The sequence below is a fragment of the Oceanobacillus alkalisoli genome (assembly GCF_022213125.1).
GTDB lineage: Bacteria > Bacillota > Bacilli > Bacillales > Amphibacillaceae > Oceanobacillus > Oceanobacillus alkalisoli.
In genome coordinates, this window is the sequence record NZ_JAKNRA010000015.1 from 60903 (window position 1) to 76300 (window position 15398).

At 39.8% G+C, this 15398-nt stretch carries 18 protein-coding genes and 1 rRNA gene; 11 read left to right on the top strand and 8 right to left on the bottom strand.

Annotated elements, in window-relative coordinates:
* Positions 1–13: 13 nt before the first annotated feature.
* The 3 genes from L3V42_RS15575 to L3V42_RS15585 all read right to left on the bottom strand — a co-directional run bounded on the left by L3V42_RS15575 (position 14) and on the right by L3V42_RS15585 (position 2270).
* Positions 14–1120: a DUF1648 domain-containing protein gene (locus L3V42_RS15575; RefSeq protein WP_238472407.1), complete on the bottom strand. Its 1107-nt coding sequence runs from the start codon at positions 1118–1120 to the stop codon at positions 14–16.
* Positions 1113–1514 carry a GntR family transcriptional regulator gene (locus tag L3V42_RS15580; RefSeq protein WP_238472408.1) on the bottom strand — a complete coding sequence of 134 codons (402 nt, stop codon included), beginning with the start codon at positions 1512–1514 and terminating at the stop codon, positions 1113–1115. Before L3V42_RS15580 ends, L3V42_RS15575 begins: the two co-directional genes overlap by 8 nt.
* Before the next feature lie 342 nt (positions 1515–1856).
* A complete protein-coding gene (locus L3V42_RS15585; protein WP_238472409.1) occupies positions 1857–2270 on the bottom strand; it encodes a helix-turn-helix domain-containing protein in 414 nt (137 codons plus the stop codon).
* Between the two features lie 147 nt (positions 2271–2417).
* Here L3V42_RS15585 and L3V42_RS15590 point away from each other — a divergent pair, with 147 nt between their 5' ends.
* Positions 2418–2702 carry a hypothetical protein gene (locus L3V42_RS15590; protein WP_238472410.1) on the top strand — a complete coding sequence of 95 codons (285 nt, stop codon included), beginning with the start codon at positions 2418–2420 and terminating at the stop codon, positions 2700–2702.
* A gap of 83 nt (positions 2703–2785) precedes the next feature.
* On the opposite strand, the gene L3V42_RS15595 is transcribed toward L3V42_RS15590, so the two are convergent.
* Together L3V42_RS15595 and L3V42_RS15600 are read right to left on the bottom strand one after the other, a co-directional pair.
* Positions 2786–3343 (bottom strand): GNAT family N-acetyltransferase, encoded by a 558-nt coding sequence (locus tag L3V42_RS15595; protein WP_238472411.1) that lies wholly within the window; start codon positions 3341–3343, stop codon positions 2786–2788.
* Positions 3344–3741: 398 nt separating this feature from the next.
* Positions 3742–3915 carry a DUF1731 domain-containing protein gene (locus tag L3V42_RS15600; RefSeq protein ID WP_238472412.1) on the bottom strand — a complete coding sequence of 58 codons (174 nt, stop codon included), beginning with the start codon at positions 3913–3915 and terminating at the stop codon, positions 3742–3744.
* Between the two features lie 89 nt (positions 3916–4004).
* On the opposite strand from L3V42_RS15600, the gene recX reads away from it, so the two are divergent.
* Both recX and L3V42_RS15610 read left to right on the top strand, forming a co-directional pair.
* Positions 4005–4820, top strand: a complete 816-nt coding sequence (gene recX / locus L3V42_RS15605; RefSeq protein WP_238472413.1) for a recombination regulator RecX — start codon at positions 4005–4007, stop codon at positions 4818–4820.
* A gap of 81 nt (positions 4821–4901) precedes the next feature.
* Positions 4902–5237 carry a YfhH family protein gene (locus L3V42_RS15610; protein ID WP_238472414.1) on the top strand — a complete coding sequence of 112 codons (336 nt, stop codon included), beginning with the start codon at positions 4902–4904 and terminating at the stop codon, positions 5235–5237.
* A 116-nt stretch (positions 5238–5353) separates the two neighbouring features.
* On the opposite strand, the gene L3V42_RS15615 is transcribed toward L3V42_RS15610, so the two are convergent.
* Positions 5354–6340, bottom strand: coding sequence for a metal-dependent hydrolase (locus L3V42_RS15615; RefSeq protein ID WP_235762745.1), 987 nt, complete (start codon positions 6338–6340; stop codon positions 5354–5356).
* A gap of 62 nt (positions 6341–6402) precedes the next feature.
* On the opposite strand from L3V42_RS15615, the gene mutY reads away from it, so the two are divergent.
* From mutY to L3V42_RS15635, 4 genes are all read left to right on the top strand, one after another.
* On the top strand, positions 6403–7467 hold the full coding sequence (gene mutY / locus L3V42_RS15620; protein ID WP_238472415.1) for an A/G-specific adenine glycosylase: 1065 nt from the start codon (positions 6403–6405) through the stop codon (positions 7465–7467).
* 102 nt (positions 7468–7569) lie between these two features.
* Positions 7570–7734, top strand: a complete 165-nt coding sequence (locus L3V42_RS15625) for a gamma-type small acid-soluble spore protein (protein WP_235762743.1) — start codon at positions 7570–7572, stop codon at positions 7732–7734.
* A 128-nt stretch (positions 7735–7862) separates the two neighbouring features.
* Entirely contained in the window at positions 7863–8390 is a 528-nt protein-coding gene (ntdP, locus tag L3V42_RS15630; protein ID WP_238472416.1) for a nucleoside tri-diphosphate phosphatase, read from the top strand.
* Positions 8391–8672: 282 nt separating this feature from the next.
* Positions 8673–10433: an ABC transporter ATP-binding protein gene (locus tag L3V42_RS15635; RefSeq protein ID WP_238472417.1), complete on the top strand. Its 1761-nt coding sequence runs from the start codon at positions 8673–8675 to the stop codon at positions 10431–10433.
* A gap of 192 nt (positions 10434–10625) precedes the next feature.
* On the opposite strand, the gene L3V42_RS15640 is transcribed toward L3V42_RS15635, so the two are convergent.
* On the bottom strand, positions 10626–11915 hold the full coding sequence (locus L3V42_RS15640; RefSeq protein ID WP_238472418.1) for a glutamate-1-semialdehyde 2,1-aminomutase: 1290 nt from the start codon (positions 11913–11915) through the stop codon (positions 10626–10628).
* 302 nt (positions 11916–12217) lie between these two features.
* Here L3V42_RS15640 and bcp point away from each other — a divergent pair, with 302 nt between their 5' ends.
* From bcp to perR, 3 genes are all read left to right on the top strand, one after another.
* Positions 12218–12691 (top strand): thioredoxin-dependent thiol peroxidase, encoded by a 474-nt coding sequence (gene bcp / locus L3V42_RS15645; RefSeq protein WP_238472419.1) that lies wholly within the window; start codon positions 12218–12220, stop codon positions 12689–12691.
* Positions 12692–12724: 33 nt separating this feature from the next.
* Entirely contained in the window at positions 12725–13672 is a 948-nt protein-coding gene (locus tag L3V42_RS15650; protein WP_235762738.1) for a D-2-hydroxyacid dehydrogenase, read from the top strand.
* Positions 13673–13940: 268 nt separating this feature from the next.
* The gene (gene perR, locus L3V42_RS15655) at positions 13941–14384 is read left to right on the top strand and encodes a peroxide-responsive transcriptional repressor PerR (protein WP_235762737.1); all 444 of its coding nucleotides are present in this window, start codon (positions 13941–13943) and stop codon (positions 14382–14384) included.
* Positions 14385–14432: 48 nt separating this feature from the next.
* On the opposite strand, the gene L3V42_RS15660 is transcribed toward perR, so the two are convergent.
* Positions 14433–14813: a YgzB family protein gene (locus L3V42_RS15660; RefSeq protein WP_235762736.1), complete on the bottom strand. Its 381-nt coding sequence runs from the start codon at positions 14811–14813 to the stop codon at positions 14433–14435.
* A 522-nt stretch (positions 14814–15335) separates the two neighbouring features.
* Here L3V42_RS15660 and L3V42_RS15665 point away from each other — a divergent pair.
* Positions 15336–15398, top strand: a 16S ribosomal RNA gene (locus L3V42_RS15665); the annotation flags it as partial.

Here is a 15398-nt window from a genome sequence, read left to right on the forward strand (position 1 = left end):
TTACTCCTCCAATTTAACTGAATAATAGTGGAATAAGCATCGCGAACCCGATAATCAAAAGAAGTGTCATCCATGCTAAAGGTCGAGCAAGATTAATCGTCCATCCGACACCGAACCTTTTTTCAAGAAAGAGTGCAGGATCATTCCTGTTAAAATAAATGACACCAAGCTTCCAATATTTATCGTCATCGCGATTAATTGTTTTCCCGTCCTTGCTCATTGTGCCATGCTTGATTCTGCTCCCGCCTTGACCCGTGGTGAAGGAAAGGTAAATAGATCCACCAATGAACAAGACTGTAAAGCCGAGCGTTATAATCATGAATACAGCAGGGCTGAAGTTGAAAAATAGACTGGCTTGTGCAAATGCAAATAGCGAGGTTAGAGATATACCGCCGATAATGGTGAAAAGCGACCATCTTCTCCGGAACATTGCATTTTGTTTCAATGATTTTTCAGGATCTTCACTATCTATCTGTTGTTTTGCCCGAGAGATGATTGTATTGACAAATAAAAAGATTAACGTCATATAAAGCATTAGAACCGGAAAGAGCAGTGCCGAACGATAAGATTTGTCCGCCCAGGAAGTTACCTCGCCAGAGAAATCATATTGCATTGGAATTCGTTCAGGAAGCAAATGGTAATTTTTAAAGGTAAAAAATATAACGATAAACGTAATGAAGAAAGAGATTAGAAACCAGAGATTTGAATATCTTAATTTATCCTGGTGGAAATTTGTACTAATAAAAAGTCGCTCGCTTTTTCCTTCATTCCAATTTCTTTTTTCTTTTAGTTTTTTCATCTGAAAGTGGAATTTCAAATAAATGAGAAAGCTGGCTGTTAAATATAGAAGGGTGATGATGGTTAACTGGATTCCCAATTCCTGTTCAGATGTGTCCCGGCTTAAAATGAATAAAACGATTAACAGAAGCAGGGCAAATATACTTGTGTAGCCTGCATATTGCTTTCTCATTTTCTTTAGTTCGTCGCTAGGATAAATCTTCTGCGGGATTGTAACTCCAAAGCTTTCCGTCCTCCGTGTCCAGTAGGGGATGAACGTAATGGTCAATACGACTGGAATAAAGATTGTTAAAACGATGATCGGGAACAGGAACTCATTCATTATCTCCACCTTCCTTCGTTAGAATTTGTTCATATACTTCCTGAGATAAGCGAGTGAACTCCTCTGCACTTAAATCGTGAACGATCGCTTCCGCAATAAGGGGGCGTAAAGTTGCTTTAAGATTTGTGCGGTACGTTTTGTCTGCTTTAATAAAGCCGTCCGGGTGAATCATGACACCCCTGCTCCGGTGAATCTGAATATATCCTTCTTGCCGCAGCTGCTGATAGACTTTATTCACCGTATGCAGATTAATTCCAATATCAGCAGCAAGTGCCCGGACAGAAGGCAAATCATCCCCAGGGCGTAAACTCCCCCGCGCAATCCCCTCAATAACCTGCTCCTTCAACTGAATGTAAATCGGCTTATCCCCAGCCATATCAAGTTTCAAAAACATACACAAACCCACCTTTCACTGGGACACGGGGTCAGTGCAACTGTCCCATTCGTTTGTCTGTTATACTACTAATATAACAGACAAACGAATTTTAAACAATAACAAAGGCGTAAGCGCCCGTTTAGCAACGTACAAACTGGAGCACTCCGGAAAGAGATAAAGGAAACACAACGAACGATAGTGAGTTGATGTTGACTTATCGATTGGAGGAGTGTGAAGTTTGCTAGTTGCTGGGCGCTGGAGCCGGACGTGGCTAGTTCTAGCGATTTCAGTTATCCCAGTATTTATATTTTATAAAATATTAGACAATAAAAAAGAGAGCAATTTTCCTGCTCTCTTTTTTCAAATCTGTTCATATTGATCGATCAAGCTTGTAAGCAGCTTTTGAATCGACATTTGTTTTTTGATTGATAATTGCTGCAGACGGTAAACTTGTTCTTTAAGTTCAGGGAACTTCATCATATATTCCACAAGTTCAACCGCCTCGTCATCGAATTCAATCGATTTAGAACGATAAATCCGTTTAAATTCCTTCATCAACTCTTTGTGGTGTGTGTAATTCCCAACAAGATTATCAAGTGTAATATCAAATACACTACTGAGCTTGATGAGACTCTGGATATCAGGAGTAAGCTGACTATTTTCCCATTTCGTCACCGTGGAGCGGGAAATCATTAATTGGTCAGCGAGCTTTTGCTGGGTCCAGTTTTTTTGCTCCCGTAAAAATTTTATATTATAAGCGATTTGTTCAATCATTTAGGCATCACTACTTTTTTTAAAATGACATTATCGTTTTAGATAATACATATGGTATCACGCGAAATAGGCGAAAGTTGCGCCATGCTTGTTCGTTTACATAACATATGATAATATGTTCCTGATTAGAACGAAGGGGGTGAGACTTTGTCACTAGGTTGCATGGTGTTATATCATCCATTCATCTCAAGTTATACGAAAAGCTTTCTATTGCGGAGTATGTTTAATAAGCAAAGAATAGAAATAGAAGTGATGGATAAAACGACAACCATCATCTATTTTGAAGAGGTAGAGAAGCGTCTTATCTGGCAAGCAACAATGGACTTGGAGAGTTCGGGTATACAAACGGTATATGCGTTTGAGCATACGAAGGAAAAAGCATTGGAGAAAGCACTGAAAAAGTTTAAACTAGGTAAGGAAAATCCAATGTAGTAACTTAATGGGGAAGAAAATAAAACCAAAGCTGCCCAGACATCATCTGAAACAGCTTTGGTTATTTTTATATTTAAAAATACTTACGAAACTTCTATATCACTGGCTGTTGCTTCCACAGGCACGAATTGTTTATAAGAGATATAGCCCTCTTTCGATATAACGAATAAATCGTAAATCTCCTCATCCGGGTTGATTTTCGTAAACACTTCAGGATAGGTTTCATTAGCTAATGCGATATATGGAAGTTTTAACACGGCTTTCATAGAGCGGATATTCGTCTTACGCACCTTCATGAATATGCCGTCAATCCCCTGGGTAAAGAATAATTCGTCAAAGAACATATCCTTTGCCTCACGATTATACCCTTTGCCAAAATAAGGCTTACCAATCCAAGTGGCGAGGAATCCATGATTCTCTTCAATATCAAATAAATTAATTGTGCCAATCGGCTGCCCGAATTCATCCAGAATCGTTCGCGAAATCAGCTCCCGGTTTTGTTCGGATTCAATCGTCTGTCTTGTTACAAAATAAAATTCATCTAATGTGTCGGCTTTTTGTCTAACATAGGGAAATACTTCAGGATGTGTCATCAATTCATACAGAACTGGCACCTCATGTAATTCACGCATTTTTAGCATAAAAAAACCCTCCTTTATTTCAGGTGGGTATTGTCCAAAGTGCGGCCACTAATAAGCCTAGTGATCCTCCCTGAATCCTACCCACGAATTTTTATTCACAATATTACGCCTGAAACTTGCGATAAACAAAAATTCGGGGTGGGAATCGAACCCACTAGAACCAGTAAGAACATACTGGTGGCGCACCATTTGCCTTCCCTATTTAATTTCCAGATTGTACGAAATGCGGTTAGCTGTCATCTCTTTTCTGCAGGATGCAATCAATTTACTTAACTCATTCTACACCGGATTTTGCAAAATGTGAATGGTTTTTTTAAAAAAATATTATTAAAAATTTTTAACGGATTTCGTTTATTTTCCGTCTGATTTTTCTGCCGTAATTAAAAGAATAAACGCCTTTATCTCAAGCTTGCGAGAGCCTCTGGTAATTTCGGATAATGAAAAGTGAAACCACAATCTATTGCCTTTTTGGGATAAACAAATTGTCCTTTCGTAATGAGTTCTTTTAGAGTCAGTTGGTCTGTTAAGTGCCTTCCGATAAATCCAGTCGCACCAGTGATAAGAAAGTTCATAATATCCCTCCAAGGTTTTACGATTTGCATGAGTATTAGTTGTATACGATATTTTTCATGATAAAATAAGATGGAAGGGGTGAAGGATTTTGAAAAAAATTACCCGAATTACAACGCAGCAGAAAAATGCGAGCCGTTATAATATATTCCTTGATGATGGAAATGGTGAAGCTTTTGCCTTCGGTGTCGATGAAGCCGTACTGATTGAATTCAGACTGCGAAAAGGGCTGGAACTGGACGAAGAGACAATCAAGAAGATAACGCAAAAAGAAAAGCTCTATCAGTTCTATACCCAGTCTATCCATTTTTTAAGCTACCGAATGCGGACAAAAAAAGAAATTTATAACTATTTAATGAAAAAGGAAGTAGAACCCGAATATATAGAAAAAATCATCGAGCGACTGACGAAAGAAAAACTGCTTAATGACAAGGAATTTGCTGAAATGTTTGTCAGAACCAGAATGAACACCTCATCGAAAGGTCCGAAACGGATTGAACAAGAATTAAGAGAAAAAGGTGTCAGTGCTGTAATTATTGCAGATGTCATCCCGATGTATACGTATGAAGAGCAATACGATAAGGCATATAAGTTTATGGAAAAGAAACTCCGGCAGTCCTCCAAGCACGCTTTTCGGAAACGGATGGAGCAATTGCAAGTGAACTTGACGCAAAAAGGCTTTTCCCGAGATGTTGTAAAGGATGTCGCATCCGAATTTTTCGGTGAACGGGACGCAGATGAAGAATGGAATGCACTTGTTTACCAAGGTGAGAAGTTAGTAAGGAGACATGGAGCGAAATTTACTGGATATGAGCTTCGGAATAAAATCAAAGAAGGTTTGTACCGGAAAGGATTTTCATTCGATTTAATTGAGCGGTTTATCGAGGAGCAGTTGGAACAGGATTAACAATTTTTCCCGCTCGGAGTTAGATTATTCCCTTCCCGGTGAAAAATTGGTAAGCTAGAGGAAGGATAGGGGGAGAGCAAAATGAATTATCGATATAGTGATTACTCTGTGGAGCAGCTATATAAAGAAATCGGAGAATTAAAGGAAAAAGCACAGAAAGCGGAGCAGCTCGGAAATATTTCGGAGGTGCAGATTAATGAGAGGAAAATGCAGGTTGCCATTTCCTATACGATGAATCCTGCTGATTTCAAACCAGAAGAAATTTATCAATTGAAGATGGAGCCAGGTTTCCGGTTTCTGATTGAATACATAGATGGTATTTTTGCTTGGGGATACCGAATAAATCTGCTTGATGAACGTTATGAAAAAATTGAAGCATTGCCGATTGCGTTACTTGGTAAAAAAGTGGATAAATAAAAGAACAGCAGGCCATCCTGCTGTTCTTATTTGGCAGCTAAGAAAATATAGAACTGTCCAAATGCGATTTAGGTTGTCACCTAAAAGCTTGGTGACAACCAATTTTCCTACTGAAATTAAGCGAGTGTATCACTTACATATAATTTTCGCTGCAGCTTATGCTCAGAGAAAATCCAGCCTGTATAGGAACTGATGACTTCAAGATCTGGATTGATTTTCACTACGGCAACGAATGGATAATAATCATTTGAGCGATATCGGAGATCAATCAGTCTTACTTCTGTATAAGCATCGAATTCGTTGATTTCCCACCGGTAAACAGGAGAGAAATTTAAGAAGGCTGCAATGTTATCATCCGTTTTTGCGGTTTCAATAAGCGGTATTTCCGGTAACGGTATCTTCTTGAATTCATCTACAATTTCAATGTGACGATTTTCCACCTTGCCTACGTAAAACCGGTTTTCCGTCGTAATTGCGACCCGCCAGTAATTCTGTTTCAATGTTGGTGAAGTGGCAATCTCTACTGTATCTGGAAAATGTTCTTTGATTTTATGAACGATTTCGCGTTTGTCCAAGTATCGTTTAATATAGTAGAGGATAATGACCGTATAAATCGTGAGCCACGTATAAGCGGGGTTTGCCCCAAGTGACCAGGCGATGATTCCAACAACGTTCAATGAGAAAATATACGGATCAAACGTGTTGATGAACCCTTTCGCAATCCATTTATTCGTAAACGGTCGAAAGGCTTGCGTTCCATATGCATTAAATAAATCGACAGTCACGTGAATGATTACGGCAAGGGCTGTCCATAGCCATAAGTGAAGGAAACTCACTTCCGGGACAAATAAATAAATCCCTCCAGAAACGAGCAGTCCCCATAATAGGATGGCTGGAATCGAGTGGCTTGCTCCCCGGTGATGCCGGATGTAAGTAGCGTTGTCTTTCATTTTAAATACTGTATCAAAGTCTGGTGCATGGGAACCGACGACAGTTCCAACAAGCACGGCATTGAATAACATTGGATCACTCTGTACGGCAGGATCTAGTGTTGCAAGTCCTGCAAGTGATACTCCCATTACAATATGTGTAGCGGTATCCATAATAAGGACACTTCCTATCGTTTTAATATTATTAATCAATTGTACCAAAGGAAGGTGGCGCAATGGTAGAAGATATTTTACAAAATTTCAACATAGAAGCATTCAATTCTGATTTACTAACTTGGTATCATGAAAATAAGCGCATGCTCCCTTGGAGGGAGACGAAAGACCCCTATAGTATATGGGTATCCGAAATCATGCTGCAACAAACAAAAGTAGATACCGTTATCCCTTATTTTAAACGTTTTATGGAGAAATATCCAACCGTATACTCACTTGCAAATGCTCCGGAAGAAGAAGTATTAAAAGAATGGGAAGGGTTAGGCTATTACTCACGGGCAAGAAACTTACATACGGCGGTTCGGGAAGTCGTGGAAAATTATGATGGAACGGTTCCAGATGAGAAGAAGGAATTGGGAAGCTTGAAAGGTGTCGGTCCATACACGCAAGGAGCAATTCTTTCTATAGCGTTCAACCAGCCGGAACCAGCTGTGGACGGGAATGTCATGCGTGTGTTTTCCCGGCTGTTATTAATTAATGATGATATCGCCCGCCCGCGAACGAAGAAACATTTCGAAATAGTCGTTAGGGAAGTGATTTCAGAGGAAGATCCATCCTCCTTTAACCAGGCAATTATGGATCTTGGAGCAACGATTTGTACACCGAAATCCCCGGCTTGCCTTATTTGCCCGGTACAAGAACATTGCCGTGCCTTTGAAGTCGGTGCCCAGGGTGAATTACCTGTCAAATCAAAAGCGAAAAAACAAAAACCAATATTTTATGCAGCATTAAAAGTAAAAAACGCGGACGGCAATTATCTAATTGAAAAACGCCCAGATACAGGTCTGCTTGCGAATATGTATCAATTTCCAATGGTACCTTTAGGTGAGGTCGCTGCAGGGGATATTCCAAGTTGGTTTAAAGAGGAGTATGGGGTTGAAGTAAAACTCGGTAAACGAGATGGTGATTTAAGGCATGTTTTCAGTCATCTGATTTGGGATATTGAAATTTACGAAGCGGAAACAGATGCAGTTGAGATCGGGGATAAACGTTTACGTTTGGCGAGTCCAGACGAAATGAAAAAACTTCCATTCCCTGTTTCACATTTAAGAATTCGCGGTTTCTAGCTATGCGGCAGTTGATGCCCTCAAATTTTGCCGAAAGTTAATATTTTCCTCTGTATAGTCTTGCGAGAAATGGATAAATTAACAACTACGGAGGTGATATTGATGGCTAACAACCCTAAAAACTCAAAGGCGGGCACCAATGTACAAAAAGTAAAACAGCAAAACCAAATGGCACAACAAGGTCAATATGAGACAGAGTTTGCTGATGAAACAGATGCACAAGAAGTGAAAAAGCAAAACCAAAAGTCTCAACAAAACAAAAAATAACTTGGATAAAAAAGAGCTTCCTGTATTTGCAGGGGGCTCTTTTGCTTTATCTTTTATATACTACCCTTTATAATAGACTAGATATAAGAAGAAATAGGTAATTAACGTATAAAGGAAGGTTGATCCAAGTGGTTGCTCCGGAGCCTGGTTCAAGAATAGAAATACAAAGCTATAAGCATGATGGAACACTTCATCGCATATGGGAAAGCAGCTTGGTGTTAAAAGGTACGGAGTCGGAAATAATCGGGGCAAATGATCGTACAAAGGTAAAGGAAAGTGACGGGAGGGTATGGTTGACGAGGGAGCCGGCAATCTGTTATTTCCATTCTGAGCATTGGTTTAATATTATCGGTATGATCCGAAATAATGGTATTCATTATTACTGCAATCTTAGTTCCCCCTTCATTTATGAAGATGGAGCCTTGAAGTATATCGATTATGACTTAGATGTTAAAGTGTTTCCGGATATGACATATCATTTGCTTGATGAAGATGAATATAGTCTTCACAGCAAAATAATGCATTATCCAATTGAAATCGACCGGATTCTACAAAAGAACTTGAAATTACTGAAACACTGGATTCATCAGCAGAAAGGTCCCTTTGCACCTGATTTCATTGATAATTGGTATGAACGATACCTCACGTACCGCTAAATCAAGCCGGTGAAAGATGTCTTGTTACAGTTCGTAACAAGGCATTTTGTTTTACAAGCGAATGGAAAAAGGGTAACAATAGAAGGGTAACAATTATTAATCCCGGTGTAATCGCCCGTAAAACTCCCACCTCAAAACTTTAGGGTTTTCGAGAAAGTTTAGGTGGGAAGAAACATGAGCTAACACCTAAGATTCGTTCAGCTAACAATCAGTGGGGGATGAAGAAAAAAACCCACAAATTGAAGTTTCACTTTATAGTACATATAAGAGGAAGATGACTGCATGAGTAGTATTAGACAATATATGGAGTTTGTAAAACCGTATAAATGGAAGATATTCCTGACGATTATAATCGGGATTGTAAAATTTGGTATACCTTTGTTGATGCCGCTGATTCTTAAGTATGTACTGGACGATATTATTTACGTCGAGACAATGACCGCGGACGAAAAGGTTACTCAACTATTTTGGGTAATGGGAATCGCCTTCCTGATATTCTTGATTATCCGTCCACCAATTGAATATGCTAGACAATATTATGCGCAGTGGGTCGGAAACACAATTCTTTTTGATATTCGTGACAAGCTTTTTGATCATATTCAAAAGCTTAGTTTAAAGTATTATTCGAAGACAAAATCCGGCGAGATTATTTCCCGGGTAATAAATGATGTCGAACAAACAAAGAATTTCGTGATGACTGGCTTGATGAATGTATGGTTGGATTTAATTACCATTTTCATCGCACTAGGAATCATGTTCGCAATGGATATTCCGTTAACGCTCATTGCCATGGCGCTCTTTCCGTTCTTCGGCTTTGCGATTAAATATTTCTATGCCCGTCTCAGACAGCTTACTCGGGAACGATCACAGAAGCTTGCAGAAGTACAAGGACATCTTCACGAACGAATTCAAGGAGTGCCTGTCACTCGCAGTTTCGCATTAGAAGATTATGAACAAGAGCAATTCGGTAAGCGGAACTCCCGCTTTCTGAATAAAGCACTCGAACATACGGACTGGAACGCGAAAACCTTTGCCGTCACAAATACGATAACAGACCTTGCACCGCTGCTCGTTATTGCTTTTGCAGGTTATCAGGTGATTAATGGAAGCGTGACAGTCGGTACAATGGTTGCCTTTGTCGGATTCATGGACCGGGTGTATAGCCCGCTCCGCCGTTTAGTGAACTCCTCGACCGTCCTCGTCCAATCGGTTGCATCGATTGACCGGGTGTTCGAATTCATGAATGAAAAATATGATATAACGGATAAAGACGAAGCTAAACAATTGGACCGGGTAGATGGTACGTTAGAATTCGACAATGTTTCCTTCTATTATGATGAGGATGAATTACAAGTACTGAAAAACGTTAACCTCAAAGTGGAGAAAGGGGAAACTGTTGCATTTGTGGGGATGAGTGGTGGCGGGAAATCAACATTGATAAGCTTAATCCCACGCTTTTATGATGTAACCGGTGGGGAAATCCGAGTTGATGGCATGGATATTCGGGATGTAAAAGCCCGCTCATTACGGAATAATATTGGTATGGTTTTACAAGACAATATTTTATTCAGTGAATCGATTGCAATGAATATCCGGATGGGTAATCCGTATGCAACGGACGAGGAAGTAATCGAAGCGGCTAAAGCTGCGAATGCCCATGATTTTATTATGAACCTCCCGAAAGGCTACGACACATTAGTCGGTGAACGTGGGGTCAAATTATCCGGTGGACAAAAACAACGAATCGCAATTGCCCGTGTATTCCTGAAGAACCCGCCAATTCTCATATTCGATGAAGCAACATCAGCACTTGATCTTGAAAGTGAATCATTAATTCAGGAAACAATGGAAAAACTTGCTGCAGAGCGCACGACATTCATTGTAGCCCACCGCCTCGCTACAATCACGCACGCCGATACGATTGTCGTTATCGAAAACGGTGAAATCGTAGAAAAAGGTTCCCATGAAGAGTTAATGAGGAAACAAGGAAGTTACTTTGATTTATACGAAATCCAGAATTTAGATAATGGAGTCAAACTATAGAAAAACAGGAAGAAATCTGTAAAAGGATTTCTTCCTGTTTTGTTACATCCAGCTCCAGCGCCCAGCGACTATCGGATTTCCTTCACCTCCGTACGATAAGTCAACATCAGCTCCTTTTAGTCGCTGTGTTTCCTTTATCTTCTCCGGCTCAGTCCAATCCGTACGTCGCTAAACGGGCGCTTCCGCTTTTGATTATTTCATTTTTACAAAGACCCGATCAACCGCTGCGATTGTGTCATCAATATCTTTTTCCGTATGTTCGGTCGTTAGGAACCAAGCCTCGTATTTCGATGGGGCAAGATTTATTCCTTCATGTAGCATCAGTTTGAAGAACTTCGCAAAAGCCTCGCCGTCGGTTGCCTCGGATTCTGCATAGTTTGTCACTTCTTCTGTACCGAAGAATACCGTTAATGCGCCGCGCAGACGATTGATTGTAATGTCAATCTGATGTTTCTCCGCTTTTTCTAAAATACCTGCTTCAAGTTGGGCACCAAGTTTTTCCAACTTGTCGTAAACCCCTTCTTCTTGAAGCACTTCCAAGCAAGCAATCCCTGCAGCCATGGATAACGGGTTACCTGACATCGTACCTGCCTGATAAGCAGGTCCTAGTGGTGCAACTTGCTCCATAATATCTTTCCGTCCGCCATAAGCACCGATAGGCAAGCCGCCGCCGATAATTTTACCCATTGCTGTCATATCCGGTTCGACACCGTACACTTGTTGGGCACTTCCATAAGTGAAGCGGAATGCAGAGATGACTTCATCATAAATAACGAGTGCCCCTGCTGCGTGGGCAAGGTCATTTACACCTTGAAGAAAGCCGTCGTGAGGTGTGACGATTCCGAAGTTCCCGACTATCGGTTCCACAAGAACGGCAGCAATTTCATCTTTCCATTTTTCTAATGCTTCTTTTAGTCCTGCTAAATCATTAAAAGGGACGGTAATGACATCATTTGCCGTTGTTTGTGGTACGCCTGCTGAATCTGGTGTTCCTAAAGTGGATGGACCAGATCCTGCTTCAACGAGAACTGCATCAAAATGTCCATGGTAGCATCCAGCGAATTTGATGATTTTATCTCGGCCCGTATACGCACGAGCGACACGGATCGTTGTCATGACGGCCTCTGTCCCTGAATTGTTAAACCGTACCTTCTCAAGGGAAGGAATAGCCTCTTTTAACATTTTCGCAAATTTATTTTCAAGACTTGTTGGTGCTCCGTAAAGCACACCTTTACTCGCTTGCTCTTGGATTGTTTTCGTTATATGCGGGTGTGCATGCCCTGTAATGATGGGACCATAAGCCGCCAAATAATCAATATATTTATTTCCGTCGACATCGTAGAAATGAGGGCCTTGTGCATGTTCCATATAGACAGGTGAGCCACCGCCTACCGCTTTATAAGACCGGGAAGGGGAGTTCACTCCGCCAACGATATGTTCTAAAGCCTCTTGATGTAATTTTTCTGATGTTTGATAATTCATTCTTACGCCTCCTGCTCATGAGTAATTACGGTGATACATATAATGAATAGATGCATACTTACTATATCAAACATTAACGCTTCGTACATAATTAGAAAAGCATTTTTTAAGGAATCCGGCTCTTGTCTATGATATAGTGAGTTTAAAGTGAAACTTCATTCCGTGGTTTTTTTCAATACTCACGGATTGTTAGTTCGATACTAGCTGTTAAAACTTCTGCTTAGAATGGAAGGGATTGCTGAAGTTTGTAGTGGAAGACTTAGAGCGGGTTACACTGCTAAAAATGAGATGGAGGGATTTTCATGACGGTTGAAGTTGGAAAAGTAGTTAATGATTTTACATTACCGAATCAGACTGGTGAGGAGATCAGTTTGAGCGATTATAGAGGGAAATATGTCATTCTTTATTTTTATCCTAAAGATATGACGCCTGGCTGTACAACGCAGGCTTGCGATTTTAGAGACAATCATGAGAAATTCGGTGAACTGGACGCAGTAATTCTCGGGGTCAGTCCCGATCCGGTAGAAAGACATCAGAAATTTATTGATAAACATGAACTGCCATTTGAATTACTGGCAGACGAGGAACATAAGTTGGCAGAAGATTTCGATGTGTGGAAGCTGAAGAAGAATTTCGGTAAAGAATATTACGGAATCGAACGTTCCACTTTTATTATCGATAAAGAAGGAAAGTTATTAAAGGAATACAGGAAAGTCCGCGTGAAAGGGCATGTGGAAGAGGCACTCGAGTATTTACGGGATGAGGTACAAGGATAAAATAGAATTGATGGGATGAGGGGGGGAAGTTTCATGATTGTATTTTCAGCTAAAATTTCAAGCAAGCATCAGAAAAAATTAACTGAGACATTTCCAAATCAGCAGTTTGTTTTTGGTGAACAGCCTGCAGATATAGAAAAACAGTTGGACGAGGCGGAAGTATATGTTACATATGGAAATGATGTAACGGAAGAGTTTCTTGCTAAAGCACCGAACGTTAAATGGATTGCATGCCTCTCCGCCGGGGTGGACGGGTTTCCGTTTGAGCAGTTGAAAGAAAGGGGAATCCTTTTAACGAATGCAAGAGGCATACATAAGACACAAATGGCCGAATATGCAATTGCGATGCTTCTTCAAGTATATCGCAATGCGAAAACAATCATTGAAAACGAACGTCATTCCGAGTGGGATAAAGGGGTAAGGATTCGAGAAATTACAGGGAAAACATTACTAATTCTTGGAACAGGTGCAATCGGCAGTGAAACTGCAAGACTGGCGAAAGCATTTCATATGAACGTAATCGGAGTTTCCCGGAGCGGAAAAGCGACAGAGCATTTTGATGAAGTTTATAGAGCAACAGAATTAATGCGAGCTTTACCTCAAGCAGATTTAATCGTTTCTGTTCTGCCGAGCACCGCAGAAACGAAACAGATCTTAACTTATAATCATTTTAAAGCAATGAGAGAATCGGCTGTATTCTTAAATATGGGCCGCGGAGATGTACTGATTGAAGATGATTTGCTACGAGCGGTTCGGGAAGAAGAAATAGACCACGCTGTTCTGGATGTATTTGAAGAGGAGCCACTACCTAAAGAACATGGCTTCTGGAAAGAAAAAAATATTACGATCACTCCGCATCTATCTGGTCTGTCTCCGGAGTATGTAAAACGGGCACTCGAAATTTTTCATAAGAACCTTGCTGTATATGAAAATAAAAATGGTGAACTCATCAATAAAATTAATCCGGACCGAGGTTATTAACCGAAATTAACAGACGATTTAATGAATTTCATAATACGTATTTAATGCTTCCTCATCATCATATGTAGTTGAGCTGGTTCGTTTCCAACTACAAAATGGTGATGGAAAAGTCGACTTTAATTATGAAATTCATTCGATTGATAAGTTTTTACTATTCTCAAGCTACTTATATTGACTAGAACTGCAAATGACGATAAACTGATTATAAAGATTATTATTTAATAATATTATTTGTATGCTATTATCTATTGAAAGCGAGGTTGCTGTGATGTCTGAAAAAAGACTGCGAGATGCGATTGATACATTAAAAGAATCAGGCGTCCGGATTACTCCGCAACGTCATGCAGTTCTTGAATATCTTTTAAGTTCGATGAGTCACCCTACAGCGGATGAAATCTATAAAGCGCTGGAAGGGAAGTTTCCTAATATGAGTGTTGCAACGGTCTACAATAATTTACGTGTATTAAAAGAAATAGGACTCGTACGCGAACTGACCTATGGAGACTCTTCTAGCAGATTCGATTGTACTACATCCGAGCATTATCATATTATCTGCAATAGTTGCGGTAAGATAGTAGATTTCCATTATCCATCATTGGATGAAGTAGAATCTTTGGCGGAACAAGTAGCTGGCTTTGACATTAGCTATCATCGCCTGGAATTGTATGGAACATGTGAGGAATGCAAAGCGGTAGGAACGGAAAAACATTAATTATAAAATGAAAAAGTCACCAGGGATATCGTTCCTCTGGTGACTTTTTTAATCGGATGCCTGCTCTTTTTGTTTGGCATATTTCCGTTTGTTGTATTTCTCGTCAAATTCCGCACCTTCTAAATCTTTGTCTAATGTGAGCGGTTGTTTACAATGCATGCACGCATCAACACGCCCAAGCATTTTTGTCGGTTTCTCACAACTCGGACATACTATCGGAACGGCTCGGAGCGAGAGTGTGCCAATCCATAAATATACAATAAGACTTGCAAAGATTGCTAGCAGACCGAATATGAAGAAGATAACCATCAACCATTCTCTGCTTTTGAAAATCAAACCTACATACATGAGTAGGATTCCAGCGAAAATTAGGATTAAAGCAAATGAACGAATTTTATTTATTTTACTCGAGTAGACAAGTTGTGCCATTTTATTTCAGATTCCTCCCTTAGCGTTCCATTGTAGTATAGCATATTTTCTTTTCGTTGGAGGAATAAAAGGTTATGGATTCGTGACAGGTTTGGAACAAAGAAAAAGGATTTGTCTAAAAAAGTTGCAAATGAATTTAGCAAGTATTTTTGCTATTAAATAGAAGAAACTTTTTAGGAGTTAAATAGTAATTAAAAGACAATTTAGATTTTGTATATTTCGTTGACAACCGTTTTGTCTCATGGTACATTAATAACCGTCGCCAAAAAGCGAAACAAACGCAAACGATTTAGCGACAAGAAATTAAAAATAGTTGTTGACAGGATATTACATCCATGTTATATTAGAAAAGTCGCCGTTAAGAAACGGCAAACAAAATTTGCTCTTTGAAAACTGAACAAAACAACCAGTATGAAAAAGAGGTAAGAAGTAAAACGTTGGATTGATCTAACGAAAGTTTTTTATCCCTGAATCAATTTTTGAAGCTAAGAATAGATGACGGTGTCATCAATCACAAACACTTTTATGGAGAGTTTGATCTTGGCTCAGGACGAACGCTGGCGGCGTGCCTAATACATGCAAGTC